Source organism: Actinomadura alba, assembly GCF_014323705.1.
Taxonomy (GTDB): Bacteria; Actinomycetota; Actinomycetes; order Streptosporangiales; family Streptosporangiaceae; genus Actinomadura_C; species Actinomadura_C alba.
Map to the genome: position 1 here is coordinate 171215 of NZ_JABVEC010000015.1, position 26626 is coordinate 197840.

Here is a 26626-nt window from a genome sequence, read left to right on the forward strand (position 1 = left end):
CTACCGTCTGCGCCATGAAGACAGCAATCACCGTCGTGTCGGCACTCCTCTTCGGGGCCTTGGGCATGGCGCCCGCCGGGGCGTCCGCGGGCCCGGCGATCCCGGCACCGGCCGGCCTGACCTCCACCGACGTGAGCTTCCCGGGATTCGGCGGGCTGACCCTGCACGGCACTGTCCTGGCGCCGGCGAAGGCGGGGACGCCCCGGCCGGGCGTCGTGCTGGTCACCGGCTCCGGCGCCGGGGTGCCGCGTGACCACCTGCTCACCGAGGCCACGGAGTTCGCGCGGCAGGGCGTCGCGACCCTGATCTACGACAAGAGGTCCGTGGGGTACAGCAATTTCCGCCGCTCATATTCCGAACTCGCCGACGACGCGCTCGGGGCCGTCCGTGCGCTGCGCGCCCGGCCCGGCGTCGACCCGGCGAAGGTGGGCGTCTGGGGGCTCAGCGAGGGCGGCTGGGTCGCACCGCTCGCGGCCTCCCGGTCCACCGAGGTGGCGTTCGTCATCGTGGTGGGCGGCAACGCGATGACGCCGATCCGGCAGCAACTCTGGAACGAGACCTCCTCGCTCCGCCGGGAGGGCGTGTCGGGCTCGGTGATCGACCATGGGAAGCGCAACTTCACCCGGCTGGGCGGTGACGCGGGACTGTTCGCCGAGGCGTACTTCGACGCCGAGGGCGTTCTGGCGCGGGTACGGCAGCCGCTGCTCGGCGTATGGGGTGCCCGTGACCTGCAGACGCCGCCCGAGGACAATCCTCCGCTCTTCGCGCGGGCTCTGCGGCGGGGCGGCAACACCCACTACACGTTCCGCTTCTTCGCCGGCGCCGACCACGGGGCGCACGAAAGTCCCGATGGGGGCGTCACCCGAGGCCCGGCGCTGGCGCCCGGGTACGCCGAGCTGGTCGGCTCGTGGGTCCGTGACGTGACGAGCGGCCGTCTTCCGAACGCCGACGCCCCGACGCCGCCGCAGCAGGACGACCCGAGCATCGAGGCGCCGCCGTCGGCGTGGTGGGAGTCGGCCTGGACGCAGCTCGCGGCGTTCGTGCTGTTCGTCGTGGCGTTCACCGCGTATCCGCTGGTGGCTCTGGTGCGGCGGCTGCGCGGGCGGAGGACGCGCCCGGTGAGCCGGTGGGCCCGGCTGCTGGCCGGAGGGGGACTGGCCGCCGTGATCGGTGTGTTCTTCTACCTCTTCTATCTGATGGCAGCGGGACGCTCCCCGGACCCCGGGCCCGTATTCGCCGGCCGGCCCCTGCCGTGGCTCGCGCTGCAGGGGCTCGCCGTGGCCGCCATCGCCGCCGGCATCGCGACCGCCGTGGCGTGGCGCCGCACCGCCGCGAGGGTTCCGCGCGGCGAACGTGTCCGGCTGGGACTGCTGCTCTCCGGGGGAGCGGTGTTCCTCCCCTGGGCCTTCTACTGGGGGCTGCTGCTGCCCTGACCGATACCGCACCGTGCGAGGGCGGCCTGCCGGACCGGCCGGTGGTGATGGACCACCGGCCGGTCTCAGTGACCGGGATCTCGCGCCTAGGCTGATCGTCATGCCGTCCCAGGTGCCGATCAGCGATGAGTTGCGTTCCCGTGTGGGCTCGCCCACGGAGGCAGTGCTCCTGGAGAGCAGCCCGCGTTCGCGGGTGTGGAGGGTCGGGTTGCGCGGTGGCGCCCGGGCGATCGTCAAGCAGGTCGCCGACGGAGGCGGAACCGGGCCCGACGCGGATGCGCGTTACGCGCGCGAGGTCGCCGCCCTGCGGCTCGCGTCGCGTGCGGCCCGGCCGGCCGTCGCGCCCGCACTGCTCGCGACGGATCCGGCCTCACGCGTGATGGTCCTGGAGCACCTTGACGATCGCGGCGCGCACGGCGACTGGCTGCTCGGTTACGCCGAGTCACTCGCCCGGTTGCACGCGCTGACCGGGCCGGCCGACAAGGGCGCGCTCCCCGCGTGGTCCCGGCCGACGGCCGCCGACGCCGAGTCGTTCCTGGCCTTCGCCAGGGTGCTCGACGTCCAGGTCCCGTCCAGCGTGCCGGACGAACTCGCTGGGCTGCTCGACCGGCTCGACCCGGCGGGCCACCATGCGCTGCTGCACGGAGACCCCTGCCCGGGCAACGACCTGCACACCGCCACCGGCGTGCGGTTCGTCGACTTCGAGCAGGCGTCGCTGGGCAACGGCCTGGTCGAACTCGCCTACCTGCGTATCGGCTTCCCGACCTGCTGGTGCGCGATGTCGGTCACGGGTCCGCCGCTCGCGGAGGCCGAGGAGGTCTACCGCGCCACCTGGCGCGACAGCACGGGCACGGATGTTCCCGGCGACCTCGCCGACGCCTGCGCCGGCTGGCTCATCCGTGGCGACGCACTCGTCGAACGCGCCCACCGCGAGTCCGCCGACCATCTCGCCCGGGTGCCGGTGGAGGATTTCCACTGGGGCGACGTCTCCGCCAGGGAACGCCTCGTCCACCGTCTTCGCGTGGTGGCCGGCCTGACCCGCGACCACGAGCGGCTGAACGCGCTCGGCGGGCTCAGCGCGGCCCTGGCCGTACGCGTGATGGAGCGATGGTCGGCACTGCGCCCGCTGCCCACGCAGAGCACCCGCCCCCGACACTGACGGGGCGTTCGGTCACCGGCCGGGCCGGCGCTCCGGCCACGTCGGTGGCGTCATCGCCGCTCCGCGATCATGAGAATGAAGAGCGCGGCCGGGAAGCTCTCGCGCCACCAGGGGTCGCTCCGGAGCTGTTCCGCCGTTGGGTGCGGCTCTCGCAGGTCCGTTATGACGAAGCCGGCGTCGCGCAGCGTCGCCGAGTAGTACTCCAGCGGCCGGAGCCAGGAAGTGATCATTGACGGTGACTCGAGCCCGTCGACGAGGAAATGCTGGTCAATGCCACGGGCGGCGAAGTACTTCGACGCCGGCACGCTGGTCATCGCCCCGTGTTCCGAGTTCTCGGTGTAGAAGCACGGGTGCAGGGTGAGCATGACCAGCCGGCCTCCGGGCCTCAGAACCCGGCCGAACTCGTGGATCGCGTGCGCCGGGTCCTGCAGGTGGCTGAGCAGGTGGTTGCACACCACGAGGTCGAAGACCTCGTCCGCGGCGGGCATCGCCTCGACGCTCGCGCACGTGAACGAGACCGACCCGCTATGGCCCGCGGGCACGCTCTGGGCCGCGTCTATCAGACCTTCGGAGGCGTCGATGCCCACGACGTCGGCACCCAGGGACGCGAGTCTCCGGGCGAGGTAGCCCTCACCGCAACCCGCGTCGAGGATCCTCAGCCCCTCGCATGGGCCGATCGCGTCGAGGACGGCCCGATCGGTGAGTTCGGTGCGGTAGCGATCCCGGCCCTCCCGGATGATCTTTACCCAGTATTCGGCATTGGCCTCCCATCTCGCGTGCGTTGGATTCGCGACCGCCCGGACGGTGTCGTCCATCTTCCCCCCATTCTCCAGCATGTATCAGGCCATGCCCTTGAGCTGTTTCACCAATTTGCTGCACATTTTTCGAAGTCTCTTGTCCTGGCAGTCGGCGCCCCGCCGTTCGAGCGCCGTCACCAGCTCCGCGGTCATCGATCCGAACGTAGGATCGCGCTGCAGTGCCAAGGGAATATAAACCGCCACCAGGTAGTACAGGTACGCTTCGTTGTAGCTCGATATCTCCCGCAGAACCTCTCTTGCCGTATTGTGCAACAGCAATGAGCTGGGCAACGTGAAGTCGGAGCTTATCCGGCCGTCTCGGGTGTACGTGGGAAACGACCATTCTTCGAGCGTCGCGTACAGCGGAGTCCGGTTTAATTCACGTTGATATCTCTCCGCGAGGTTCAGGTTGTTCGAGCTGATCAGCGACCCCATCACACCACCGCGTATCATGAAGGCGGTCTGCCGCCCGTCGGCCGGGAACGTGAGTCCCGCATCGGGTATGCCGGTCACCTTGCTGACCTGATGGGTGAGAATGTTGAGGGCCAGGATCGAGTGGAACGAATAGGTCTTGCGGCTCAGTCGGGGGGCCAGTTCGATCGAGGCCTCGAAGAGTTTGTGCGGGTCGTTCAGCAGTCCATGGCCCTGCTCAGTGGAATAGAGCGTCTCGAGCGCGCGATCCTGCTCTCGTCCCCAGAAGCGCGCGAGGTAGGACGAGACCTTCTGGCCGGCGCCGCCCCGTACGATGTGCAGCGCGGCCTCGAGGGCGTTCAGGAGATGCTGGCGGGCGACGGTCGAACTCTCCAGTGCCCGCAGATCGACGCTCAGCCCTTCGGCCTGGAGGTCCGCGACGAGCGCGTCGCGCCGCTTCAGGATGGAGTGCGCCATGGAGTATTCGGCGATTCCGGGAACCGATGACATGAGGCTCTGCAGTGACCGGCCACTGATGCGGTCGAGCCAGCCCGTGTTATCCCACAGCCGGAATACCGTGCTCTCGTCGAGCCCGGAGAACATCGCCACATCGGACATGTTCAGCCCGATGGCACTGGCGATTTCGGAAAGAGACTTCGGCTCACTGTCCGCTGTCATGACTTGCCTTAGTGGTGGCACTCGCTGACCCTGAGATCCTATCGGGCGGCCGGGTGCGGCACGGCCGAAAGGCGCGATCCATCCTAGGCAGGTTCTCACGTATGTGACGCTCTGTTATGCGGGCTTCCGCCCGATGCACCCGATGAGGGGCACCGTGCCGCGGATTCTCAACTGGTGGCCGAAGCGCGAAAGCGGAAGGTTCACCGGGTAGGGCGGGAACAACTCCAGGCCGTGGGAAAGGCCGGCTATCTCCTGCCGGCTTCTGGGTGTGAAGGGAACGTCGGCCTCCTGGTAGAGCGCGGAGACCGCTTCGAGATCCGGCGTTCGCTCGGCATGGCTGATGACAACGTGGCTGCCCGGGGGCAGGCCGCTCAGCAGGTCGTCGATGATCCGGCGCGGGTTCTCGGCATCGCTGATGAAGTGCAGGACGCTCAGCAGGAGCACCGCGACGGGCTCACTGAAGTCGATCAGTTGGGTGAGTTCCGGATGGCCGAGGATCTCGCCGGGCTCACGCAGATCGGCCGCGAAGGCCTTGGTGTCGCCACTGACGGCCAGCAGGGCCCGCGCGTGACTGAACACCATCGGATCGTTGTCGACATACGCCACCCGGCAGGCCGGGTCGACCCGCCGGACGATGTCGTCCACGTTGTCGTGCGTCGGAAGACCGCATCCGATGTCCAGGAACTGCCGGATGCCGGCCTGCTGGGCGAGGAGCCGGACGGAGTCGCCGAGAAAGGCCCGGTTGACCCGGACGAGCCGGGAGATGATCGGGGCCCTCCGCAGTGCCCGTTCGGCGAGGGCCCGGTCCACGGCGTAGTTGTCCTTGCCACCGAGGTAGTGGTCGTACATCCTGGCGGCACTGGGGGTGGTGGAGTCGATGCCGCCGGCCGGGTTCCCCGTCGCTCGGAGAGACCTGCGCACGGCTCGGCTCGGCGCGGCCGACCGGCCCATGCTCAGTACGGTCCCCGAGGTCATGGCGCCTTCCACCGTTCGCTGATGACCGCCCCGAACCAGAAGGTCGCGGTCCCGTCGAGGTTGCGATGCGTCCCGTAGCCGGTGGCGAGCGCTTCGATCAGGTGCAGTCCCCACCCGTTGACGGCGTGCGGGTCGTCGGCCGCCCGCGGCTCCTCGTGCCTGCTGCCGCCGTCGGTGACCCCGACCCGCACGAGGCGGTCGATGTGCAGGGCGGAGAGCATGAGCGTTCCGTCGCGGCGAGGCTTCGCGTGCATCAGGGAGTTCGTCATGGCCTCGCTGGTCAGCAGCTCGAGATCGCCGAGCCTGGACCGGTCGGTGGCGAAGTACTCGCCGACGAGCTCGCGGACGTAGGAGCGGGCCGGCCGCACGGCGGCCGGTGTGGCGGCGAGAACGATCTCTCCGAGGAAACCTCCGGATGCCACGGCGTCACTCCAGCCGGCCGTCCTGCCGTACCTTGAGAGGAACTCGAACGGTGATCCCGAGGAGAACGCGGGCAGATCCGGCCACGCGTCCCGTGCGTCCATCGCGACGGCTTCGCGCCTCCCCGTCGGGCCACCACCCAGATTTCGTCGTGGGGACTGGTCTTCTCGCACAACAGAACACACTTACGTATCGGACGGGTCGCGGTCACCGTCGCTTGCATGCGCGCAACGGGCCTGCGGCACGCTGCGGGAAGTCGGTTCCGGCGGCGGGCGGTGCCGGACCGGGCCCCGAGCCGGGGATCAGCGGACGAGCCGGCCCAGTACGGACGACGCGGTGATGATCCCGGCCGCGGTCGCGAGGACGAGCACGGCGAAATCGAGGGGAAGGTTCCCGGGGATGCCGATGAGCAGGTGGCGCAGGGCGTCGACCTCGTAGCTCAGCGGATTGACATGGCTGACGACCCGCAGCCAATCCGGCATGAGGGCGACGGGGTAGAGCGCGTTCGACCCGAAGAACAGTGGCATCGTGATGGCCTGGCCGATGCCCATCAGCCGGTCGCGGGACATGGCGAGGCCGGCGATGGTCATGGACAGACAGGCGAAGAACGCGGTGCCGAGCATCACGATGACGACGACTCCGAGCCAGCGCAGAGGGTTGAGCGTCAGCGTCACGCCGAGCAGTATCGACAGCACGAGGATGGCCACGGCCTGCGCGAGCGCCCGCACGCCCGCCGCGAACGCCTTGCCGGTGACCAGGGCCGTTCGCGGCGTCGGCGTGACGAGCACGCCGGCGTCGCGCTCCCAGATGATCTGGATGCCATAGAAGATCGCGATGAAGAGGGCGGACTGGGCGAGGATCCCCGGTGCCAGGTAGTCGAGGTAGGGAACCTGGCCGGTCGGGATGGCCTGGATGCGCGAGAACGTCTCTCCGAAGATGAGCAGCCACAGCGCCGGCTGGATCGCTCGGGTGTACAGCTCTGTCCGGTCGTGCCGTATCTTCTGCAGTTCGACGACGCAGAGCGCGGCCACGCGGCCCGGGAACAGCCGCCACGAGGGCCGGTGGGGAGCGGAGATTCAGCCGAGGCGGCTCGCGGTGCGGCGGGTGCGTCGCGCGTCGCGGAAACCGTCCGCCGGCTCGTCGAGTTGGTCGCCGGTGTAGGCACGGAACACCTCCTCCAGGGTCGCCCCTGACTCCAGACCGGACTTGAGTTCCGACGGAGTGCCGAGTGCGCGGATGCGCCCGCGGTGCATGAGCGCGATCCGGTTGCAGTGCAGGTCGGCCTCGTCCATGTGGTGCGTGGTCACGAGGACGGTCATGCCGGTGGTCCGGCGTACCTCCTGAATGCGCTCCCACACGCCGTCGCGCGCCACGGGGTCGAGCCCGATCGTCGGCTCGTCCAGAATGAGCAGGCGGGGGGTGCTGACCAACGCCTGGGCCAGTTCGAGCCGTCGGATCATGCCGCCCGAGTAGGTCTGCGCGCGCCGCTCCGCCGCGTTCTCGAGGCCCACGGCGGACAGGACCTCGCCGACTCGCTCGCGGCGCTCTGACCGTGGCACGTCGAACAGCCGGGCGAACAGCTCCACGTTCTCGCGGCCGGTGAGTGCCGCGTCCGCGGATAACTGCTGGGGCAGATAGCCGATCGATCTTCGTACGGCCATCTGGTGGCGCGCGGCGTCGAGTCCGAACACCTCCACCATGCCGGGCCGGGCCGGAAGAAGGGTGGTGATCAGACGGATGGTCGTGGTCTTGCCGGCGCCGTTCGGGCCGAGCAGGCCGAAGATCTCGCCCTCGGCCACCGCGAGGTCGACTCCGTCGACCGCCACGGCGCCGCCGAACGCGTGCCGCAGGTCCCGGCAGGCGACCGCGTACTCACTCGTCGGCTTCGCCGTTGCTTTCTCACTGCTCATTACCGCCCCCGAGGGTCGTTCAGGTCGGCGGGGCTCCGCGTTCGTCGCTCACTGCGGGTTCGGTCCGTCGATGGCCTCCTTGTGCCGCCGTCAGGACGGCTGGATCTCGACCGGCGGTTCACGCGCGTCTTCTTCGGGCGGTGTCTGCTGCAGCCGGGAGAGCAACCGGCGGAGCGCGGGGAGCGCCGCGGCGATCGCCGCGACGTCCTCAGGGGGAAGCTGCTCGAGCCGTGCGCCCACGAGCCTCGCCCTGCGGTCCCGCCACTCCGCCATGCGCCGCCGCGCCATGGGGGTGAGCTCGAGCCGCGCCGCCCGCCGGTCGGCGGGGTCGATCTCCCGGCGCAGCATCTCCATACCGGCCAGCTGGTTGACCAGGGTGCTCACGGAGTTGTCCGCGAGATGCAGCTCGCGGGCGGCCGCGGCGACGCTGATGCCGGGCCGGCGGCCGACCACGAGCAACAGCTCGACCTGGGCGGGACGGAGCCGCGGTGGTGGCATCTCGTCTCGCAGCCTGCGCCGCACCAGCCGGCGCATCGCCACCGTCACGTCCATGAGATCGCCGGCCAGTCCGACGCCATCGCTGCTCACATGGGCATATTAACTCTTACCTCTTAATAAGAGCTAATATCTTTGACCCTCCTGCCAGGTACTTCAGCGTGCGCCGGGGTCACATCTTCATGGCGCATGACGGTACGGGGGAGGCGCGTCACGCAACCGGGACCGCCTCGCTTCTCGCGGTGGTGTCGCGCAGCGGCTTGAGGGCCCGCGACCAGGTGATGATCTCGCTCAGCATCTCGATCAGGGTGGGCTCTTGGTGGTCTCCCGGCGCGATCAGGCCGGGTTCGGTGGGGTCCGTGATCTCGAAGTCGGTGAACGCCGAGAGTGCGACCTGGGTGCGCACGTTGGCGACCTGGAGTTCGGTCATCGTCAGCCGCAGTTGTTCCACGGCGCGGACTCCGGCGTGAACGCCGTGGCTGACGAATCCGGCGGTCTTGTTGTTCCATTCGGCGAACAGGAAGTCGATGGCGTTCTTCAGCGCCGCCGGGGGAGCGTGGTTGTACTCCGGTGTGACGAAGACGAACCCGTCGAACGAGTCGATCGCCTGGGCCCATCGCGTCGTGTGCGCGTTGCGGTAGTCGGCGAACATCGCGGGTGTGGGCTCGTCCAGTACCGGCAGCCCGTAGTCGACCAGGTCGACGATCTCGAAGGTCGCCTCGCCGGCCGTGACGGCGGGGTGCCGGCCGGCCACGTCGCCGACCCACTGTGCGGCGACCGCCGTCCTGCGTTGGGGACGGGTGCTCCCGATGATGATGGCGATCCGGACCATCTGCCTCACTCCTCGGCGTCGATTCAGGGTGGAACGGAAAGTAAAGTACAATGTGTATGGCAAAATGTAAAACGATGCATGTAACTCTTGCGGAGGTACCCGGGATGACCAGGCACGAGACCGTGAAGACCCAGCCGCGCGGAGGGCTGGCGGACAAACGCCGGGCGATACTCGCCGGCGCGCTGACGGTGTTCGCGCGCGACGGCTACACGCGCGCCAGCATCGATGCGATCTCCACGACGGCGGGCGTGTCCACGCGGACCATCTACAACCACTTCCAGGACAAGGCCCGGCTCTTCGAGGCGGTCATCCAGGAGAGCGCCACCCGGGTCGCCCAGGACCAGATCGCGGTCATCGATCGTCACCTGCGGAAGGTCACGGACCTGGAGGCCGACCTGATCGAGTTCGGTCTGGACTGGGTGAAGCCGATGGCCGACGACCACCTCGACCACTTCGCGCTGGTCCGGCAGATCAACGCCGAGGCGGGGCACATCCCGCCGGCCGCCATCGACGCATGGCGCGAGACCGGGCCGCTCCGCGTCCGCCGTGAGCTCGCCGAGTACATCCGGAAACTGGCCGAACGGGGACTGCTGCACGTCGACGACCCGCAGCAGGCGGCACTGCACCTCATGCTGCTGGTCTCGGTCGTGGACCGGTCCTACCCGGGCGCCGTCATCGCCGAGGAGGACATTGGCGAGATGGTCGCCTCGGCTGTCCGGGCGTTCCTGTACGGCTACACCCGTTGACGCGATGAGCCACGTTTCCTCTCCTTCGCCCGCCGCCCTCAGAGGTCAGGGGCGACCCGCCGTGACACTCGTGGCGGTGCTGCTGGGCTTTCTGACCCTGCCGATGCTGATGTCCGGTACGACGGTCGCCCTGCCGCGCATCGGCGCGGACCTGAACGCCTCCGGCGCGTCCCTGCAGTGGGTGGTGGTCGGATACTTCCTGGCCGCCTCGTCGCTGATGCTGGTGGCCGGCTCGCTCGGCGATCTGTTCGGCCGCCGTCGCATCTTCGCCGCCGGCGCCGCCGTCTACACCGCGGGAGCCCTGGCCAGCGCGGTGGCGCCCGGCATCCTGCTGCTGGACGCGGCGCGGACACTCTCGGGTGTGGGCGCCGCGGGAGTGATGGCCGGCGGCGGCGCGATCCTGGGCGCGACGTTCACCGGCCCTTCCCGTACCCAGGCGTTCGCGGCGATGGGCACCACCGCCGGCGTCGGCATGGCCATCGGCCCGTCGCTGTCCGGCTGGCTCGTGGGCTCGCTGGGCTGGCGGCCGACCTTCGCCGGCTTCGCCGCCGTCGGCCTGCTCATCTGGTCGGGCAGCGCGTTCATGGCCGAGTCGAGGGCGGCGAAGCCACCTCGCATCGACCTTCCCGGTGCGGTCACCCTCATCGGCGCTCTCGCGCTGGTGATGTTCGGCACCAACCAGGCGTCGGACGCCGGATGGGGGAGCGCACGCGTGCTCGCACCTCTCGTGACCGGACTGGCCCTGCTGGTGGCGTTCACGATGGTCGAGCGCCGCAGCCGGCACCCGGTGCTCGATCTGGGCCTGCTCCGCGATCGGGGATTCATGGCCTGGTGCCTGGCCTGCCTGTTCGTCGCGGCCGGACCTGCCGGGGTGATCACGTTCCTGCCCACCTATCTGCAGGGGGTGAGCGGTGCCTCGGCCCAGTCCGCCGGGTTCACCATGCTGATGATGACCGCACCTGTCCTCCTCATGCCCCAGGTCGGAGCCCTGCTGATCAACCACGCCATCTCCGCCCGCACCCTCATCACGTTCAGCCTGCTGCTGATCGCGACCGGCAGTGCCTGGCTCACCGTGCTGCACCCGGGCATCGGCGCCACCGGGCTGCTCGGCCCGCTGGCGACGATCGGTACCGGCATGGGGCTGGTGATCGGCACCAGCGACGCCCAGGCACTGAACCGCGTGGGCGTGGACCGGATCGGCATGGCCGCCGGTCTCCTCAACACCGTCCGCGCCGGCGGCGCCACGCTGTTCACCGCCCTGTTCGGCACCGCTCTGGTCAACCTGCTCCAGGCGCGGATCGGGGCCGTTGACGCCGCCGCACGCGTCGCGGCGGGCGACCTCGACGGCCCGGACCGGGCCCTTCACCTCGCAGAGTTCACCGACGCCTGGCATGTCGTGCTGTGGTCCGTTGCGGCCGTCTGCGCCGCGGCGGCGGTCGCCGTGTGGGCCCTGCTCGGCCGGCCTCGCCCGCCGCCCGCCGTACCCCTGTGACCTCAACGAACCTGATGCGGATGGATCGGCGCGAAGGGGAACAGGCATACGTCCGGTCTAGGTCATGCGCCAGGTTCTCGTTCCATTGCGACATACCGGCCGACACCCGGCAGGATGATCACGGTCGGCGGCTTCGGCGCTGAAACAGAAGGACAAGCCACCATACCCGAGCCCGGGAAGGCATCTGTGAACACATCGCCATCGCCACTTCCGGCCCGGTCCGGCCTCGCCGTGTCGCTGGTCATGGCCCGGGCACAGCTGGCGGTGGCGGTCTCCGGCCTGGCCTGCGCCATCGCCCACGCGATCCGGGTGCAGGTGTCGGACTCCATCGAGCACTGGGATCGGGTTCCCGCCCCGCTGGTGATCACCGGATCCGCGATCGCGGTTGTGGTCCTCATCAGGCGGAGCCGTCTTGGTGGTGCGATGACGGCGGCGCTCCTGCCGGCCGCGGCGCACGTGGTGGCGATGTTCGAGCGTCTGCCTGTGTACGAAGGGTTCGCGTTCGGCTCCTGGGTGCGCCAAGCGCTGACCTCGCCGTTCGGGCAACTGTCGATGCAGCCGAATCCGGTGCTCGCCAGGATCTCCGACTGGGCGTGCATGGCCGCCGTCGTGATCGGCGTCGCGATGGCGGTCGTCCTCGCCCGAGCGGCCCGGCGGAAGGAGCCGAGGTCGCCTGCGCCGCCAGGGTCGGCGGAGGGCGTGGTGATGGTGATGTCGGTGCTCGCGATCGTCGCCTACTGGGCAGGTGATCATCTGTCGCAGCTGCCGGTGGAGCCGTCGGTGCGGCTGCCGGTCATCGCGCTGGCCGCCGCAGCGGTGGCGGCACTGATCGAGGTGCACACCCGCTGGGCCGCCGGTCAGGGCCTGACCGCGGTCGCGGCGATATCGGCGGGCGTGTCCGGCATGGTGCTGATCGTGCCGCTGGGGCGCCTGCTGTGGCCGTTGTTCCAGCGGTGGCCGTGGCCGCCGCAGGGGCAGCGCGGCGTAGGCCTCGGCTTCCTGGGCTCCCCGGCCCGCTGGGAGGGCCTCGCTGAAGCCCTTACCTCCCTGGGTGCGCTGCTGGTGCCGGCGGCGGTGGCGGTGGCGGCGCTCACAGCAGCGCACCGAGCGGCCGCCATCGCACGCAGAACCAACAATCGCACCCAAGACTGAACCCGACGGGGCGCCGAGACTTGGCGGCCCCTGAAGCCGGTGTCACCGCCCCCCGTCAGGAGTCCGGCAGGCCGGAGCGCCGGGCGATGAAGGCGGCGAGGCCGTCGAGATAGAGGGTCAGCCCGAGGGCGAAGTCGTCGTACTCCTCCTCGGCGTACAACGACTCGGCGTCGAACACGCCGGCCTCGACCACCCTGCTGAGGGCGGGGAGCCGCCGGGGGTCGACCACGCTCGTCAGGGCCCTGCCGTACTGGCGGCCGAACGCCTCCGGGTTCTCCGCGTACGCGGCGGCGAGCTCGAGGCTCAGCCGCATCTCGCCTTGCACGTAGGTCAGCAGCCCCATCACGACGCCGACCTTCTCCTCCTCGCTCAGGCCGGTACCGGACAGGGCGTCCAGCGCGCGGTCGAACCACGCGAGGTTGTGCGGGCCGACCGGCGGACCGGAGATCGGGATCTGCGCGCACCACGGATGCCGTCGCAGCACGGTCAGCACCTCGGTCACCCACAGCGTCAGCCCCTCCCGCCAGTCACCGCCCTCTGGTAGGTCCGGCGGGCTCTCCATCGCCGCGTCCGACATCAGCTGGAGCAGCTCGTCCTTGCTCTTCACATGGCGGTACAGCGCCATCGTGGCGTTGCCGAGCTGGGCGGCGACTCTGGCCATCGACACCGCGCCGAGCCCTTCGGCGTCGGCCACCTCGACCGCGGCGCGGGTGATGTCGCCCACCGTGAGCGAGGCCTTCGGACCCCGGCGTGGCGCGTCGTTCAGGCCCCACAGCAGGACCACCCGCGGCGGCAGGTCCGTCTCGTCGCTCATCCGCACTCCCGTCTCCGCTGGCAATACTAGGGTTTCCAAGATACTGCGTATGAAGTACGCTCATTAGCGTGTCTCATACGCTATTTTCTGTCGAGGGGGACGATGATGATCGTTGAGGTGACCGGTCTGCGGAAGGCCTTCGGGTCGACCGTGGTCCTGGACGGGATCGACCTGGGCGTGGCGGAGGGGTCCGTCTTCGCGCTGCTCGGGCCGAACGGCGCGGGGAAGACGACCACCGTCCGGATACTCACCACGTTGTCGCGCCCGGACGCCGGCCGGGTGACGATCGCCGGCCATGACGTCGTCCGCGAGCCGGCGAGGGTACGCGGGGTGATCAGCTTGACCGGCCAGAGCGCCGCCGTCGACGACGAGCAGACCGGCAGGGAGAACCTCGTCATGATCGGCCGTCTCATGCACCTCGGTCGCCCGGGGGCGCGTCGCCGGGCGGTGGAACTGCTCGAACGGTTCGACCTCGTCGACGCGATGGACCGGCGGGTGAAGACCTACTCCGGTGGGATGCGCCGGCGCCTCGACCTGGCCATGAGCCTGGTGGCGACACCGCGGTTGATCTTCCTCGACGAGCCGACCACAGGCCTCGATCCGGCCAGCCGCACGACGATGTGGGAGGCGATCAGGGAACTGGCGCGCACCGGTACGACGATCGTGCTCACGACCCAGTACCTCGAAGAGGCCGACCGGCTGGCCGACCGGATCATGCTCATCGACGGCGGGAAGGTCGCGGCCTCCGGTACCGCGGACTCACTGAAGGCACAGGTCGGCGGGGATCGGCTCGACCTCGGGTTCGACGACGACGCCGATCTCGCCCGCGCCGCCGGCCTGTACGGCGGCATCGGCGCGCTGGCCGATCGGCACCGCCTCGTTCTCGGCATTCCGTCCGACGGCAGCGCGGCTCATCTGCACCTGGTGCTGGACGATCTGCGTGCCGCCGGGATACCGGTGGCCCGGGTCACCTCCCACCGGCCCACCCTCGACGACGTGTTCATGACGCTGACCCAGGCGCACCGTCCGGACGGCCGGGCGACGACGGCAGCCCACGCGACGACGACGGACGCCGACGCGATCACCCCCCTCCACGCGGAAGGAACGCTCAAGTGAGCTCGACCGACCTCCCGATGGCGCACGGCGGCATCGGCAACGCCGTCAGCGACTCGCTCACCATGATCGGCCGGAGTATCCGGCTCACCCGCCGTCAGGTCGACACCCTCTTCATGTCGATCATCCTGCCGCTGCTGATGATGGCGTTGTTCGTCTACGTCTTCGGCGGCGCCATCGACAGCGGCACCGAGTACATCAACTACGTCGTGCCCGGGATCATCCTGCTGTGCACGGGCTACGGCGCGTCGTCCACGGCGATGTCCGTGGCCGACGACATGAACAGCGGCATGATCGACAGGTTGCGCTCGATGCCGATCCGCAGCTCCGCCGTGCTGACCGGGCACGTGGTCGCGAGCGTCACCCGCAACGCGCTGTCCACCTCGATCGTCATCGGCGCGGCCGTCGCGATGGGCTTCCGTCCCAACGCGGGCCTCACCGACTGGCTTCTCGCGATCGGGCTGGTGCTGCTCTACGTGCTCGCGCTGTCCTGGCTCGCCGCTGGACTCGGGGCGATCGCGAAGAGCACGGAATCGGCGAGCACGCTGAGCTTCTTCATGTTGTTCATCCCCTACCTCAGCAGCGCGTTCGTGCCGACCTCGACGATGCCGCCGGTCCTGCGGGTCGTCAGCGAGCACCAGCCGATCACCCCGATCATCGAGACGGTCCGGGGTCTGCTGACCGGTACGCCGATCGGTGACGACGGGTGGATCGCCCCGGCCTGGGGGGCAGGCCTGCTGGTGGTGTCGTTCACCCTCGCCGTGCGGCTCTTCCGCCGCCGTACCCGCCGCTGACCCGGGTCGTCACGTGGTCGCGTTCGGCGATCTGGGCAGGTGCGGCAGAATCTCGGCGAGCCGGCCGTCCAGTACCTCCCGGCCGGGGCGGCCGGCGAAACATCGAGGCGCGTCCCGGGCGCCGCGGCCGTCCTCGGCAGGGTGCCTTGTACATTGTCGCTTCAGCCCATCACCGTCCCGGGGGAGTTTCGCATGCCCGCAGTACCGGCGCCGTCATCGGACGAGGCCGAGATGGCACAGGACGAGGTGGCACGGGAGGCGGCGGCGCAGGACGAGGCGGCACAGGACACCGGCGCCGCATCCCACCTGGCCGCCGAGCGCGCGCACCTCGCCGAGTCGCGGGCGGCGCTCCGGCGGATGCGTGAGCACGCCCGGTCGCTGTCCGCGGACATGGCCGCCGACCGGGTGTCGCGGGACTTTCTGGAGTCGCTGTTGGACCAGCGGGTCGCCGCGCTGGCCGACCATCCCGACACCCCGCTGTTCTTCGGCCGGATGGACTCGGGCGATGCCGGCGACCTGCCCGCGACGATGTACGTGGGGCGGCGCCACGTGCACGATGGCGAGGAGGGGCGCCCGCTGGTACTCGATTGGCGCGCTCCCGTGTCGCGGGCGTTCTACCAGGCCGGCCCGGCCGACCCGATGGGATGGCGACGGCGCCGCCGGTTCGGCTTTCGGGGCGGTGAACTGACCGCGTTCGAGGACGAGCCGCTCGACGGCCGCGCCATCGGCCCGTCCGCGCTCCTCACCGAGGAGATCGAGCGGCCCCGCACCGGGCCGATGCGCGACATCGTCGCGACCATCCAGCCGGAGCAGGATGAGATCGTCCGCGCGGACCTGCCGCAGAACGTCTGCGTCCAAGGGGCGCCGGGCACCGGCAAGACCGCAGTCGGCCTGCACCGCGCGGCGTACCTGCTCTTCACGCACCGGGAGCGGCTGTCCCGCTCCGGCGTTCTGATCGTCGGGCCGAACCGGGCCTTCCTCGCCTATATCTCGGCGGTGCTGCCCGCGCTCGGCGAGGTCCGGGTCGAACAGGCCACCGTCGACGACCTCCTCGGTGTCCCGACGGCCGATGAGCCCGCCGGCGCCGCCGCGATCAAAGGCGATGCCCGCATGGCCGAGGTCCTTCGCAAGGCGCTCTGGCGGCATGTCCGCAAGCCCGAGGACGGCCTGGCCATCACCCGGGGTGCCAACCGCTACCGGCTGGCCGACCACGAGGTACGCGAGATCGCGGCATCGTTGCTCGGCACCACGCGCTACGGCAACGGGCGCGCGGCCTTCGCGCAGCGGCTCGCCCACGAGATCCTCGTGCGGATGGAGCAGCGCGGCGAGGCGCCCGACGATCGGGTACAGGACGCGGTCGCCCGGTCGAAGCCGGTCAAGCAGCTCCTCGACCGGGTCTGGCCCAGGCTCGGCGCCGAGCAGGTGCTGTTCCGGCTGCTCTCGGACGCCGACTTCCTGCGTACGACCGCCAAGGGCGTCCTGAGCGAGCGGGAACAGGAGTCGCTCCTCTGGTCCAAGCCGTACCGCTCCCACCGGTCGGCCGCCTGGACCACCGCCGACCGGGCACTCCTGGACGAGCTGCACGGGCTGATCGACCGGACGCCGTCGGTGGGTCATCTCGTCGTCGACGAGGCACAGGACCTCTCGCCCATGCAACTGCGCGCGGTCGGCAGGCGGTGCGCGACCGGTTCGGTGACGGTCCTCGGCGACCTCGCCCAGGGCACGTCCGTCTGCTCGGCGCGCTCCTGGCACGACGTCCTGCGCCATCTCGGCAAGGACGGCGAGGTCACCGAGCTCACGCTCGGTTTCCGGGTACCGGCTTCGGTGCTCGCCTACGCCGCCCGCCTCCTGCCCTCGATCGCACCCGGGCTCGAGGAGCCGCGCTCCCTGCGTCCCGGATCGGAGGCGCTGACCGTGCGGCGGGTCCCGGACCTCTCCGAGGCCGCGGTCGCCGCAGCACGTCGGGCGCTGGCCGGTGAGGGGTCCATCGGCCTGATCGTTCCCGACGACGATGTCCCCGTGTACGCGCGGGCCCTGGCGGACGCGGGCCTCGGCCATCAGCTGCTCGGCCCCGACGTCGGCGGTGAGCACCGGCTGCTCGTCGTACCCGCGGCCCTCGCGAAGGGGCTGGAGTACGACCACGTGATCGTGATCGAACCGGCCGGCATCGCCGGGGCGGCGTCCCGCGGCCTCGCCCGCTTGTACGTCGCCCTCACTCGTGCGGTCACCACTCTCACGGTCCTGCACCACACCGACATGCCGGCCGAACTCACGAACTGACCCATGCCGTGTGGGGGCGAGCCGTTACTTGCTCGGCTGGGGCGTCTCGCAGGAGATCTTCGGATTCATCCCCACGTAGTTGAGCGGCCCGGCCAAGATGGTCACGGTAATGGTCGCCGCCGTGTTGCAGTCCTCCACTTTGCCGTTCAAATAATCGCGCTGGGCGGCCGCCACCAAGCCGATGACCAGCCACAGTACGACCACGACCGATCCGATTCGCATTTGTGTAGCCTCCTTGAAGTCTGTCCGACAATGCCCTCATAGATGGCGATGAAACGCAGGGCGTTGGAGGCGCCGCTCACGCCACAATTCCGCTCGTGGACGACGCCGTTCCCGGACACCCGTCGCGTCGAGGGCATGCTGGCGAGCGGGCCTCCGCCCCCGTCCATCCACGCGGTGACGACGGCGTCGGCCGTGAGCCGGCCGTCAAGAGGTGTCCGATGTCGGTGGCTGGTGCCACAATGTCCGGGTGGAGGTAAGCAACTAAATGACTGTCGAGCCTTACCGGCGAGTGCTGGCGATACCCGGCGTACGAGCGCTCCTGCTCGTCGGGATGGTCGCTCGGATCCCGGTGACCGCCGCCGGACTGACCCTGACCCTGCACGTGGTCAACAGCCTGAAGCTGGGGTTCTTCGAGGCGGGGCTGGTGGGCGCGGCCGCCACGGTCGGCGTCGCCATCGGCGCGCCGGTCGCCGGGCGGTTCGTGGACCGGCACGGCCTCCGCCCGGTGGTCGCGATCACGACGGCCGCCCAGCTCGCCTTCTGGGTGTCCGCCCCGTTCATGCCGTACTGGGTCCTGCTGGGCGGTGCCGTCGTGAGCGGCGTGCTGGCGCTCCCGGTGTTCGGCGTGGTCCGCCAGTGCATGGCGGCGGCCATCCCGCCCGAGCAGCGCCGCACCGGTTTCGCGCTCGACTCGATGCTCGTCGAGATCTCGTACATGATCGGCCCGGCCGTCGCGGTCGCCTCCGCCGCCGCGTTCGGCAGCGGCTGGACCATGACCGCGGTCGGGGTCGGCATGGTGGGTTCCGGCGTGGCGATGCTGGTGTTGAACCCCCCGACCCGCGCCGAGGACGACGAGGTCTCGGGCGTGGCGGTGCCGCGCCGGCAGTGGTTGACCCCCGCGCTGCTCTCCCTGCTCGGTATCACCTTCGCGGCGACCTTCGTGCTGATCGCCACCGAACTGAGCCTGGTCGCGGTCCTCAAGGCCGAAGGCGCCGAACGGTGGACCGGCCTGATGATCGGCCTTTGGTGTTTCTGGTCGCTGGTCGGGGGCTTCGTGTACGGCGCGCTGTCCAGGGGATTCTCGCCGCTGCTCATGGTCGGCGCCATGGCGGCGCTGACCGTGCCCGTCGGCCTGGTCGGCAGCTGGCAGCTGCTCTGCCTCGCCCTGATCCCGGCGGGGGCACTGTGCGCACCCGCCCTGTCCACCACGATCGACACGCTCAGCCAATGGGTGCCGGCGACCGCAAGAGGTGAGGCCATGGGCCTGCACGGCACTGCCCTGACCCTGGGCCTGGCCGTCTCGGGCCCCATCACCGGATCGATCATCGACGACCACGGCACTCGCTGGTCCTTCGCACTTGCCGGCCTTCTCGGCATCGTCCTCGTCGCCATGGCCATCCCGTTCTGGCGGCGGGTGCCCCGGCCCGCCAAGTCGGCGGACCCCGAACCCGTCGTGGCCTGAGCTCCGCCGCCTCACGTTCTGTCCGGCCGGACGAGCTGCCGAGGCCGTCGTCGGCGGGTCTCGCTTCGAAGGTGACCGGTCGATGACCGGTAGGCGAATTCGTCACCCGGTGGCTACAGATCGATCACCCACGGTGATACAGGTGAATGGTGACCTCTTCCCGCCGAGGTTTCCTGGCCGGAACGGCGACCACCGCGCTCGCGCTCACGATGGCCGGGCGCGCGCCGCGGGCCGACGCGGGTCCCGCCCCGCTGCCGCCGCCCGAGGAGTCCGGCGTCGACCACATAGTGGTCGTGATGATGGAGAACCGCTCCTTCGACCATTTCCTGGGCTGGCTGCCGGAGGCGAACGGCCGGCAGGCGGGGCTCACCTTTCTCGACCGGTCCGGCACGCCGTACAGCACCCATCATCTGCAGGAGACCCAGGGCTGCGGCCATCCGGACCCGGACCACTCCTTCAAGGGCGGCCGGATCGCGTACAACGACGGCGCCTGCGACGGCTGGCTGCGCGCCGGCCTCAACGACGTTTACTCCATCGGCTACTACCTGCCGCAGGACCTGCCGTTCTTCGCCGGCGCCGCGCCGTACTGGACGGTGTGCGACCACTACTTCTCGGCCATCATGGCCCCGACCTATCCGAACCGTTTCTACCAGCACGCCGCGCGGACCGACCGGATCCACAACTTCACGACCGTCTCCACCCTGCCGACCATCTGGGATCGGCTGGCGGCGGCCGGCCTGACGGGCCGGTACTACTACCGCGACGTGCCCTTCACCGCGATCTGGGGCAGGAGATACCGGGCGATCAGCCGGCCGTACCGCCGGTTCCTCCTCGACTGCGCGATGGGCCGCCTTCCCGAACTGTCGTTCGTGGACCCGAAGTTCATCGACGAGGCGAGCGGCACCTCGGCCGACGACCATCCGCACGCCGACATCCGTGCGGGTCAGTACTTCCTCGACCAGGTGTACGAAGCCGTCACCTCCAGCCCCTGCTGGAAGCGGACATTACTGATCATCAACTATGACGAGTGGGGCGGGTTCTTCGACCATGTCGCGCCGTCCACGGCGCCGGACCGGCATCCCGCCTGGGGGCTGCGCGGATTCCGGGTGCCCTGCCTGGTCATCTCGCCCATGGCCACCCGCGGGCACGTCGCGCACGGCGTCTACGATCACACGTCGGTGCTCAAGGCGGTGGAATGGCGATGGGGGCTCGCGCCGTTGTCACCGCGCGATGCCGCCGCACGCAACATCGCTGAGGTGCTCGACTTCACCGGCTCTCCGGACCTCACGGCACCCCGCTGGAACGTGCCACCGTTCGTGGGCCTTCCGTGCGACGCTGATTCGTTCTCGGACTTCGAACAGTGGCACGCGTTGCGCGACCTGGCCCGGACCCACGGTTGGAACGTGACGCCGTCCCGCCCCTGACCGGCAGGGGTGAGCGTCAACGCGCCCGGGCCAGGTGACGAGCGCCGGCCGTCCGGGTCAGTCGGGCAGGAGCGGCACGGAGAGTCCCTGATCGCGGCCGAGGAGCACGGCGCGGGTGATGGCGGACGAGCCGAACCGGTCGCGCATGTCGTCGAGGGCGGTGTCGAGAGCGCCGGCCGGGGCCTGGTCGAACGGCAACGGGAGCTGGACCGTGTGGTCGTCGTGCAGGTTGCCGAGCGCGACGCCGATCAGCGTGATGCCCTGGTCCTCGATCATCGGTAGTGCCGTCGCCAGCAGTTCGGCGGCCGTGTTCAAGATCACCAGGGTCTCCGCAGTGGCCTGCGGCAACGTGCGCGACCGTGTCGCCCGCGAGAAATCGTCGAACCTCAGCCGCAGCGTGACGGTACGGCAGACCCGCCGGGCCGTACGCAGCCTGCGGGCGAGGCGGTCGACCAGCCCGACCACGATGGCGGCCAGATCCTCGGCCGACCTGTGCCCGCGGCCCAGTGCCCGCTGTGCTCCCATGGAGCGCCGCCGGACGCCGGTGCGCACGGGGCGTGGGTCACGGCCCCGGGCGAGAGCGTGCAGGTGCCGGGCGGAGGCGGGCCCGAGGAACGAGGCCAGCACGCTCTCGGGGAGCCGCGCCACCTCGCCGACCGTTGTGATCCCGCGATTGCCGAGCTTCTCGGCGGTGACCGGCCCGACCCCCCACAGCCGCCGGACCGGGAGCGGGTGCAGGAAGTCCATCTCGCCGTCCGGCGGCACCACCAGCAGCCCGTCGGGCTTGGCGACGCCACTGGCGACCTTCGCCAGGAACTTGGTGCGCGCCACACCGACCGTGATCGGCAGCCCGACCTCGGTGCGAATCTCGCGCCGCAACCGGGCGGCGATGACGGCGGGCGGTCCGGAGATGCGGCGCAGACCGCCCACATCGAGGAACGCCTCGTCGATCGACAGCCCTTCGACCAGCGGTGTCGTGTGCTCGAACACCGCGAACACGGCTTTGCTCGCGTCGGCGTAGGCGGACATGCGCGGCTCCACGACGATCGCCTGGGGGCACAGCCGGCGGGCCTGGCGGCCGGTCATCGCCGTGCGGACGCCGTACGCCCTGGCCTCGTAACTGGCCGCGAGCACCACCCCGGAACCCACGATGACGGGCCGGGAGCGCAACCGAGGATCATCACGCTGTTCGACCGATGCGTAGAACGCGTCCAGGTCGGCGTGCAGTATCTCGGCCTCACTCCGCACGAACATATGTTCGCATGGGGCATGCGGGTGGCGCGAGACCTCCGGGGGCATGGCTCCGGCTCGCCGAGTGTCGGGGAACGCACCATCCGGCCCGGACGCGGTGGTTCGTTCGCCGACACCGAATGCCGCTCAGTCTGGGCGGGCACGGTCGCTTCGCCCGGACGGGCCGCCGGAGTCGGGATGATTGCGCCATGTTGCTACGTCAGTTGGAATATCTGGTGGCGGTCGCCCGGGAGCGCCACTTCGCGCGTGCGGCGGCGGCGTGCTTTGTCTCGCAGCCGTCGCTGTCGGCCGGGATCCGGAAGCTGGAACAAGAGCTCGACGTGCCGATCGTCCGCCGTGGCCGCCGTTTCGAGGGGCTCACTCCGGAAGGGGAACGGGTGCTGTCGTGGGCGCATCGCATCCTCGCCGAGCGTGACGCCCTCCGCCAGGAATTGTCGGCCATGCGGGGCGGGTTGACCGGCACCCTGCGCCTGGGCGCCATTCCCACCGCGTTGACCGCGGCCTCACTGCTGACCACGCCGTTCTGTGAGCGGCACCAGCAGGCGCGGGTGTCGCTCGAGTCGCTGCCCTCGCAGGAGATCATGCATCGGCTGGCGGAGTTCGAGCTCGACGTCGCGATGACCTATCTCGACGACGACGGTCTGGAGCACGTTCGCAAGACTCCGCTGTACGAGGAGCGGTACCTGTTGCTCACGCCGGGCGAGGCAGAGCCGGGCGGCCAGGAGGTGGCGAGCTGGGAACAGGTCGCGGCACTGCCGCTGTGCCTGTTGTCGCCCCGGATGCGCAACCGGCGGATCATGGACGAGTACTTCACCGCCGAGGGGGTCACCGCCGCCCCCGCGATCGAGACCGACACCGTCGCGGGCCTCTACGCCCATCTCACCACCCGGCGGTGGTCGAGCGTGATCTCCCACGCGTGGCTGCACATGTTCGGTGTCCCGGCCGGGATGCGGGTGATCCCGCTGGCCGCGCCGGTGCACGGTCCACGGGTCGGGCTGGTGATCGCCGACCGCAGCCCGGAGCCGATCCTCGCCAGGGCGCTCCTTCGGGTCGCCGCGGAGGTGAAGGTACGCGAGTCGCTCGATTCGCTGATGCGCGCGCATCTGGCCGCGCACGGTGGCGCGGGGGATCGATAGGCCCTTTCTATTTCGGCATAGACAGTTTTGTTTTGACGGTCATGGCCGCCGACGGGGAGTGTGAGAACACATTCCGATAACCGAAGGGGAGCCGAGATCATGGCCAAGGTGCTCTGCGTTCTCTACGCCGATCCGGTCGACGGATACCCGACCTCGTACGCTCGCGACGACCTTCCGCGCATCGACCAATATCCCGGCGGCCAATCCACCCCGACACCCCAGGGAACCGATTTCACTCCTGGGCATCTGCTCGGCAGCGTCTCGGGCGAACTCGGCCTGCGCCGCTTTCTGGAAAGCCGCGGCCACACCCTGGTCGTCACCTCCGACAAGGACGGTGCCGGCTCGGTCTTCGACCGCGAACTGCCCGACGCCGACGTCGTCATCTCCCAGCCGTTCTGGCCGGCGTACCTGACCGCCGAACGCATCACCAGGGCACGGAACCTGAAGCTGGCCATCACGGCCGGCATCGGCTCCGACCACGTCGACCTCGATGCGGCCATCGCCCACGACGTCACCGTCGCCGAGGTCACCTACTGCAACAGCATCAGCGTCGCCGAGCACGTCGTGATGATGACGCTCTCCCTGGTACGGAACTACCTGCCCGCCCACCAGTGGGTCCTCGACGGCGGCTGGAACATCGCCGACTGCGTCGCGCGGTCCTACGACGTCGAGGGCATGAACGTCGGCACGGTGGCCGCCGGGCGCATCGGCCTGGCCGTCCTGCGCCGCCTCAAGCCGTTCGACGTGCGCCTGCACTACACTGACCGGCACCGGCTGCCGGAGTCGGTCGAGAACGAGCTCGGACTCACGTTCCACGCCAGCGCCGCCGAGATGGTCCCGCACTGCGACGTCGTCACGATCAATGCGCCGTTGCATCCCGAGACTGAGGGCATGTTCGACGACGACCTGATCGCGACCATGAAGCGCGGGGCCTACCTCATCAACACCGCCCGGGCCAAGATCTGCGACCTGGACGCGGTCGACCGCGCGCTTCGCGGCGGGCACCTCGCCGGCTACGCGGGCGACGTGTGGTATCCGCAACCCGCCGGCCCCGACCATCCCTGGCGGACCATGCCCCACCACGGCATGACCCCGCACATCTCCGGCTCGTCCCTGTCCGCTCAAGCCCGCTACGCGGCCGGGACGCGGGAGATCCTGGAATCGTGGCTCGACGGGACGCCCATTCGCGACGAGTACCTCATCGTCGACAAGGGCACCTTGGCCGGAACCGGTGCCCACTCCTACTCCACCACCGCGCAGGCACGGTCCTGAATTCGGGTGGCGCCCGGCGACCGAGAGGTCACACGCCGATCGCGAGGTCCTCAGGGGGCCGGCTACCGGGACCGGGCGTGGCTACAGCGGCTTCGGCCCGGTGCGGTCGGAGGGGGTGTCACCGCAGGGGCAGCGCCGACCCCGGCAGTTTCCCCTTGGGCCGGTAGACCACGCACATGATGTCGCGGTCGCCGTCGGCCCAGGTCTCCGAGGTGGGCATGATCGGATAGAAGTCCAGGCCCGAGCCCGCTGCGCCGCTCCAGTAGTGCGAGAACCCCCGCTCACAGTTCTTCCAGGCGAACGCGGCGAGTTCGGTCCGGTTCCAGGCGCCGTCCGCGGCGTGCACGAAACCGTACGACTGGTTGTCGGCCCGCTCGGCGCAGGGCTTGTACAGGACGATCTTCTCGCCCGCGGACGCCGAGTAAGACGGATCGGTGAAGCATTCGCCCGCCTCGATGTCCAGGATGCCGGTCGTCTGCGCGGTGATGAACAGGTCGTTCTTGACGACCACGGGGTCGGGCGGGACGACGAACAGGGTGCCCAGAGCCACCACGCTGGGGACCAGTGTCAACGCCCGGGACAGCGGACGTCGAAGGACCTGCGAGGCGGCGGTCATCGATGGCACCTGTCCTCGCAAGCGGCTCGCCGGTGGGGTGGTCGGGTCGTGGGTGGTGATCTTCATGAGGTAACCGGAGGAATCTGAACACGGGGCTACGACGACGTGGTCGGCCCGCGGAGCCCGGATGACGAATGCGTGAGCGGCGGGCGCCGCACCGCGCGAACCGCTTCGGGGACCGCGGTCGGTCACGAACGCCCTGGCCGGTTCATCTCACGGCAACGCCGCGGACGGCTGCCGGTTGATCATTTCTGGATAAATGCGGACATCCATCACATGCGATGGATGTTCCAGCTCTTACAGGAGTGACCACGTGAGTGACCTCATGAGGCCTTGGTCGACCAGATCCCGGCAGGCGAAGCTAACGGCGATCGGCGCCGCCGCGCTGGTCGCCGGCGGCCTGGCCTTCAGCCCGGTGGCGTTCGGCGCGGCCGGGCCGTCGGCGTACCCCGCCGCTGAGATCCACAAGCCCTCCCCGATGCCCGACCGAATCATCCTCACGCCGACCACCACGCCGTCGGCCACGCAGAAGGTGACCTGGCGCGCCCAGGCCGAAGCCGAGTTCGCGCAGGCCCAGATCCTCGAAGCGCCGCGCGCCCTGGGCGAGGTCGCGCCGGCCGCCGGTGCGGTGACGACCGTCAAGGCGCTGTCGACCACGCCGGTCAACACCACGCTCGGCTACGCCTCCACCTACCACACGGTGGAGTTCACCGGCCTCAAGCCGAACACGCGATACACCTACCGGGTCGGCGACGGCACCAACTGGAGCGCCTGGACGGACTTCACCACCGCCGCCGCCGACGCCAAGCCGTTCTCCTTCATCTACTACGGCGACGCCCAGAACTACATCGACTCGGCGGTGCCGCGCGTCTTCCGCCAGGCGTTCGCCGACCGCCCGCAGGCCAAGGCGATCGTCAACGCCGGTGACCTCATCGACTCTGCCAACAGCGAAGAGCAGTGGGGCCAGTGGTACAAGGCCGGCGGCTTCATCGACGGCCAGGTCAACAACATCTCGATCCCGGGCAACCACGAGTACAGCAACGGGCTGTCCACCTTCTGGCGGCCGCAGTTCCCCTATCCGGACAACGGGCCGGGCAACCCGGAACTGAAGCAGACCGTCTACTCCGTCGACTACCAGGGCGTACGCTTCATCGGCCTGGACTCCAACTACCAGAGCAACGCCACCTTGATGGCCGCCCAGACCGCCTGGCTGGAGAAGCTGCTCAAGGACAACCCGAACAAGTGGACCGTGGTGACCTTCCACCACCCCGTCTACTCCACCACCGGCACGCGCAACAACCCGAACGTGCGCGCCCAGTGGGGACCGCTGTTCGAGAAGTACGGCGTGGACCTGGTCCTGCAGGGCCACGACCACTCCTACGGCCGGGGCAACGTGAAGACGGCGCGCAAGTCGACCATGGTGCACAACGGCGTCTCCTATGTCGTGTCGGTCTCGGGCGGCAAGATGTACGACCTCAACGGCGGCGTGAACTGGACCGGCAACGGCGCCGAGGTCGTCAGCAGCAGCGAGAACACCCAGCTCTACCAGCTGATCGACGTCTCGTCCGACCAGATCCGCTTCGAGGCCCGTTACGCCAACGGCGAGCACCACGACGGCTTCCTCATCCGTAAGAACGACGCGGGAAAGCGGACCGTCCACGAGATCGGCAAGTAGGTCACCGTCCACAAGACCTACGTCGTGTACGTCAGCAGCGACCACCAGAAGATCACGAGTCCGGTCA

General features: G+C 69.7%; 25 protein-coding genes. 13 read left to right on the forward strand and 12 right to left on the reverse strand.

What is annotated here, in order from left to right; all coding sequences use genetic code 11:
* The first annotated feature begins 14 nt into the window (after positions 1 to 14).
* The gene (locus HKK74_RS20800) at positions 15 to 1433 is read left to right on the forward strand and encodes an alpha/beta hydrolase family protein (RefSeq protein WP_222722532.1); all 1419 of its coding nucleotides are present in this window, start codon (positions 15 to 17) and stop codon (positions 1431 to 1433) included.
* 100 nt (positions 1434 to 1533) lie between these two features.
* Complete coding sequence (locus HKK74_RS20805; protein ID WP_187244920.1) at positions 1534 to 2592, forward strand: aminoglycoside phosphotransferase family protein; 1059 nt, start codon at positions 1534 to 1536, stop codon at positions 2590 to 2592.
* 50 nt (positions 2593 to 2642) lie between these two features.
* Here HKK74_RS20805 and HKK74_RS20810 read toward each other — a convergent pair whose 3' ends face one another.
* The 8 genes from HKK74_RS20810 to HKK74_RS20845 all read right to left on the reverse strand — a co-directional run bounded on the left by HKK74_RS20810 (position 2643) and on the right by HKK74_RS20845 (position 9110).
* Entirely contained in the window at positions 2643 to 3428 is a 786-nt protein-coding gene (locus HKK74_RS20810) for a class I SAM-dependent methyltransferase (protein ID WP_187244921.1), read from the reverse strand.
* A gap of 3 nt (positions 3429 to 3431) precedes the next feature.
* Positions 3432 to 4478 (reverse strand): hypothetical protein, encoded by a 1047-nt coding sequence (locus HKK74_RS20815; RefSeq protein WP_187244922.1) that lies wholly within the window; start codon positions 4476 to 4478, stop codon positions 3432 to 3434.
* A 114-nt stretch (positions 4479 to 4592) separates the two neighbouring features.
* The gene (locus tag HKK74_RS20820) at positions 4593 to 5453 is read right to left on the reverse strand and encodes an SAM-dependent methyltransferase (protein WP_187244923.1); all 861 of its coding nucleotides are present in this window, start codon (positions 5451 to 5453) and stop codon (positions 4593 to 4595) included.
* Positions 5450 to 5977 carry an ATP-binding protein gene (locus HKK74_RS20825; RefSeq protein WP_187244924.1) on the reverse strand — a complete coding sequence of 176 codons (528 nt, stop codon included), beginning with the start codon at positions 5975 to 5977 and terminating at the stop codon, positions 5450 to 5452. Before HKK74_RS20825 ends, HKK74_RS20820 begins: the two co-directional genes overlap by 4 nt.
* 198 nt (positions 5978 to 6175) lie before the next feature.
* Positions 6176 to 6904 carry an ABC transporter permease gene (locus tag HKK74_RS20830; RefSeq protein ID WP_222722533.1) on the reverse strand — a complete coding sequence of 243 codons (729 nt, stop codon included), beginning with the start codon at positions 6902 to 6904 and terminating at the stop codon, positions 6176 to 6178.
* Positions 6905 to 6949: 45 nt separating this feature from the next.
* Complete coding sequence (locus tag HKK74_RS20835) at positions 6950 to 7783, reverse strand: ABC transporter ATP-binding protein (RefSeq protein ID WP_187244925.1); 834 nt, start codon at positions 7781 to 7783, stop codon at positions 6950 to 6952.
* 90 nt (positions 7784 to 7873) lie between these two features.
* On the reverse strand, positions 7874 to 8371 hold the full coding sequence (locus HKK74_RS20840; protein WP_222722534.1) for a MarR family winged helix-turn-helix transcriptional regulator: 498 nt from the start codon (positions 8369 to 8371) through the stop codon (positions 7874 to 7876).
* Between the two features lie 118 nt (positions 8372 to 8489).
* A complete protein-coding gene (locus tag HKK74_RS20845) occupies positions 8490 to 9110 on the reverse strand; it encodes an NADPH-dependent FMN reductase (RefSeq protein ID WP_187244926.1) in 621 nt (206 codons plus the stop codon).
* 104 nt (positions 9111 to 9214) lie between these two features.
* Here HKK74_RS20845 and HKK74_RS20850 point away from each other — a divergent pair, with 104 nt between their 5' ends.
* The 3 genes from HKK74_RS20850 (at position 9215) to HKK74_RS20860 (ending at position 12500) form a co-directional block, all read left to right on the forward strand.
* Positions 9215 to 9856 (forward strand): TetR/AcrR family transcriptional regulator, encoded by a 642-nt coding sequence (locus tag HKK74_RS20850; RefSeq protein ID WP_187244927.1) that lies wholly within the window; start codon positions 9215 to 9217, stop codon positions 9854 to 9856.
* Positions 9857 to 9917: 61 nt separating this feature from the next.
* On the forward strand, positions 9918 to 11348 hold the full coding sequence (locus HKK74_RS20855) for an MFS transporter (protein ID WP_222722535.1): 1431 nt from the start codon (positions 9918 to 9920) through the stop codon (positions 11346 to 11348).
* A 186-nt stretch (positions 11349 to 11534) separates the two neighbouring features.
* Positions 11535 to 12500, forward strand: a complete 966-nt coding sequence (locus HKK74_RS20860) for a hypothetical protein (protein WP_187244929.1) — start codon at positions 11535 to 11537, stop codon at positions 12498 to 12500.
* Between the two features lie 55 nt (positions 12501 to 12555).
* Here HKK74_RS20860 and HKK74_RS20865 read toward each other — a convergent pair whose 3' ends face one another.
* Positions 12556 to 13314, reverse strand: coding sequence for a TetR/AcrR family transcriptional regulator (locus HKK74_RS20865; RefSeq protein WP_187244930.1), 759 nt, complete (start codon positions 13312 to 13314; stop codon positions 12556 to 12558).
* Positions 13315 to 13416: 102 nt separating this feature from the next.
* On the opposite strand from HKK74_RS20865, the gene HKK74_RS20870 reads away from it, so the two are divergent.
* From HKK74_RS20870 to HKK74_RS20880, 3 genes are all read left to right on the forward strand, one after another.
* The gene (locus tag HKK74_RS20870; protein ID WP_222722536.1) at positions 13417 to 14430 is read left to right on the forward strand and encodes an efflux ABC transporter ATPase subunit, DrrA-related; all 1014 of its coding nucleotides are present in this window, start codon (positions 13417 to 13419) and stop codon (positions 14428 to 14430) included.
* Positions 14427 to 15221, forward strand: coding sequence for an ABC transporter permease (locus HKK74_RS20875; RefSeq protein ID WP_222722537.1), 795 nt, complete (start codon positions 14427 to 14429; stop codon positions 15219 to 15221). The genes HKK74_RS20870 and HKK74_RS20875 overlap by 4 nt, the downstream gene beginning before the upstream one ends.
* A 192-nt stretch (positions 15222 to 15413) precedes the next feature.
* Positions 15414 to 17501: a HelD family protein gene (locus HKK74_RS20880; RefSeq protein ID WP_246491792.1), complete on the forward strand. Its 2088-nt coding sequence runs from the start codon at positions 15414 to 15416 to the stop codon at positions 17499 to 17501.
* Positions 17502 to 17525: 24 nt separating this feature from the next.
* Here HKK74_RS20880 and HKK74_RS20885 read toward each other — a convergent pair whose 3' ends face one another.
* On the reverse strand, positions 17526 to 17723 hold the full coding sequence (locus HKK74_RS20885; protein WP_187244931.1) for a hypothetical protein: 198 nt from the start codon (positions 17721 to 17723) through the stop codon (positions 17526 to 17528).
* A 265-nt stretch (positions 17724 to 17988) separates the two neighbouring features.
* Between HKK74_RS20885 and HKK74_RS20890 the strand changes: the two genes are divergently transcribed.
* On the forward strand, positions 17989 to 19185 hold the full coding sequence (locus HKK74_RS20890) for an MFS transporter (protein ID WP_187244932.1): 1197 nt from the start codon (positions 17989 to 17991) through the stop codon (positions 19183 to 19185).
* Between the two features lie 149 nt (positions 19186 to 19334).
* A complete protein-coding gene (locus HKK74_RS20895; protein ID WP_312881648.1) occupies positions 19335 to 20609 on the forward strand; it encodes an alkaline phosphatase family protein in 1275 nt (424 codons plus the stop codon).
* A gap of 57 nt (positions 20610 to 20666) precedes the next feature.
* Here HKK74_RS20895 and dinB read toward each other — a convergent pair whose 3' ends face one another.
* Positions 20667 to 21857 carry a DNA polymerase IV gene (gene dinB, locus HKK74_RS20900; RefSeq protein WP_222722538.1) on the reverse strand — a complete coding sequence of 397 codons (1191 nt, stop codon included), beginning with the start codon at positions 21855 to 21857 and terminating at the stop codon, positions 20667 to 20669.
* A gap of 191 nt (positions 21858 to 22048) precedes the next feature.
* Here dinB and HKK74_RS20905 point away from each other — a divergent pair, with 191 nt between their 5' ends.
* Both HKK74_RS20905 and HKK74_RS20910 read left to right on the forward strand, forming a co-directional pair.
* A complete protein-coding gene (locus HKK74_RS20905) occupies positions 22049 to 22996 on the forward strand; it encodes a LysR family transcriptional regulator (protein WP_187244935.1) in 948 nt (315 codons plus the stop codon).
* A 99-nt stretch (positions 22997 to 23095) separates the two neighbouring features.
* Positions 23096 to 24268, forward strand: a complete 1173-nt coding sequence (locus tag HKK74_RS20910; protein WP_187244936.1) for an NAD-dependent formate dehydrogenase — start codon at positions 23096 to 23098, stop codon at positions 24266 to 24268.
* Between the two features lie 118 nt (positions 24269 to 24386).
* Here the strand turns inward: HKK74_RS20910 and HKK74_RS20915 are convergent, their stop codons facing one another.
* Positions 24387 to 24950, reverse strand: a complete 564-nt coding sequence (locus tag HKK74_RS20915) for a hypothetical protein (protein WP_187244937.1) — start codon at positions 24948 to 24950, stop codon at positions 24387 to 24389.
* A 247-nt stretch (positions 24951 to 25197) separates the two neighbouring features.
* Between HKK74_RS20915 and HKK74_RS20920 the strand changes: the two genes are divergently transcribed.
* Complete coding sequence (locus tag HKK74_RS20920) at positions 25198 to 26559, forward strand: purple acid phosphatase family protein (protein WP_187244938.1); 1362 nt, start codon at positions 25198 to 25200, stop codon at positions 26557 to 26559.
* The last annotated feature ends 67 nt before the right edge of the window (positions 26560 to 26626 follow it).

Excerpts from the sequence above, each read along its gene's own strand:
- HKK74_RS20835 (WP_187244925.1), bottom strand. The coding sequence starts at position 7,783 with ATGAGCAGTGAGAAAGCAACGGCGAAGCCGACGAGTGAGTACGCGGTC.
- HKK74_RS20800 (WP_222722532.1), top strand. The coding sequence starts at position 15 with ATGAAGACAGCAATCACCGTCGTGTCGGCACTCCTCTTCGGGGCCTTG.
- HKK74_RS20910 (WP_187244936.1), top strand. The coding sequence starts at position 23,096 with ATGGCCAAGGTGCTCTGCGTTCTCTACGCCGATCCGGTCGACGGATAC.
- HKK74_RS20870 (WP_222722536.1), top strand. The coding sequence starts at position 13,417 with ATGATGATCGTTGAGGTGACCGGTCTGCGGAAGGCCTTCGGGTCGACC.
- HKK74_RS20850 (WP_187244927.1), top strand. The coding sequence starts at position 9,215 with ATGACCAGGCACGAGACCGTGAAGACCCAGCCGCGCGGAGGGCTGGCG.
- HKK74_RS20815 (WP_187244922.1), bottom strand. The coding sequence starts at position 4,478 with ATGACAGCGGACAGTGAGCCGAAGTCTCTTTCCGAAATCGCCAGTGCC.
- HKK74_RS20880 (WP_246491792.1), top strand. The coding sequence starts at position 15,414 with ATGCCCGCAGTACCGGCGCCGTCATCGGACGAGGCCGAGATGGCACAG.
- HKK74_RS20865 (WP_187244930.1), bottom strand. The coding sequence starts at position 13,314 with ATGAGCGACGAGACGGACCTGCCGCCGCGGGTGGTCCTGCTGTGGGGC.
- HKK74_RS20890 (WP_187244932.1), top strand. The coding sequence starts at position 17,989 with ATGACTGTCGAGCCTTACCGGCGAGTGCTGGCGATACCCGGCGTACGA.
- HKK74_RS20810 (WP_187244921.1), bottom strand. The coding sequence starts at position 3,428 with ATGCTGGAGAATGGGGGGAAGATGGACGACACCGTCCGGGCGGTCGCG.
- HKK74_RS20820 (WP_187244923.1), bottom strand. The coding sequence starts at position 5,453 with ATGACCTCGGGGACCGTACTGAGCATGGGCCGGTCGGCCGCGCCGAGC.
- HKK74_RS20885 (WP_187244931.1), bottom strand. The coding sequence starts at position 17,723 with ATGCGAATCGGATCGGTCGTGGTCGTACTGTGGCTGGTCATCGGCTTG.
- HKK74_RS20845 (WP_187244926.1), bottom strand. The coding sequence starts at position 9,110 with ATGGTCCGGATCGCCATCATCATCGGGAGCACCCGTCCCCAACGCAGG.
- HKK74_RS20805 (WP_187244920.1), top strand. The coding sequence starts at position 1,534 with ATGCCGTCCCAGGTGCCGATCAGCGATGAGTTGCGTTCCCGTGTGGGC.
- HKK74_RS20905 (WP_187244935.1), top strand. The coding sequence starts at position 22,049 with ATGTTGCTACGTCAGTTGGAATATCTGGTGGCGGTCGCCCGGGAGCGC.
- HKK74_RS20825 (WP_187244924.1), bottom strand. The coding sequence starts at position 5,977 with ATGGACGCACGGGACGCGTGGCCGGATCTGCCCGCGTTCTCCTCGGGA.
- HKK74_RS20915 (WP_187244937.1), bottom strand. The coding sequence starts at position 24,950 with ATGAAGATCACCACCCACGACCCGACCACCCCACCGGCGAGCCGCTTG.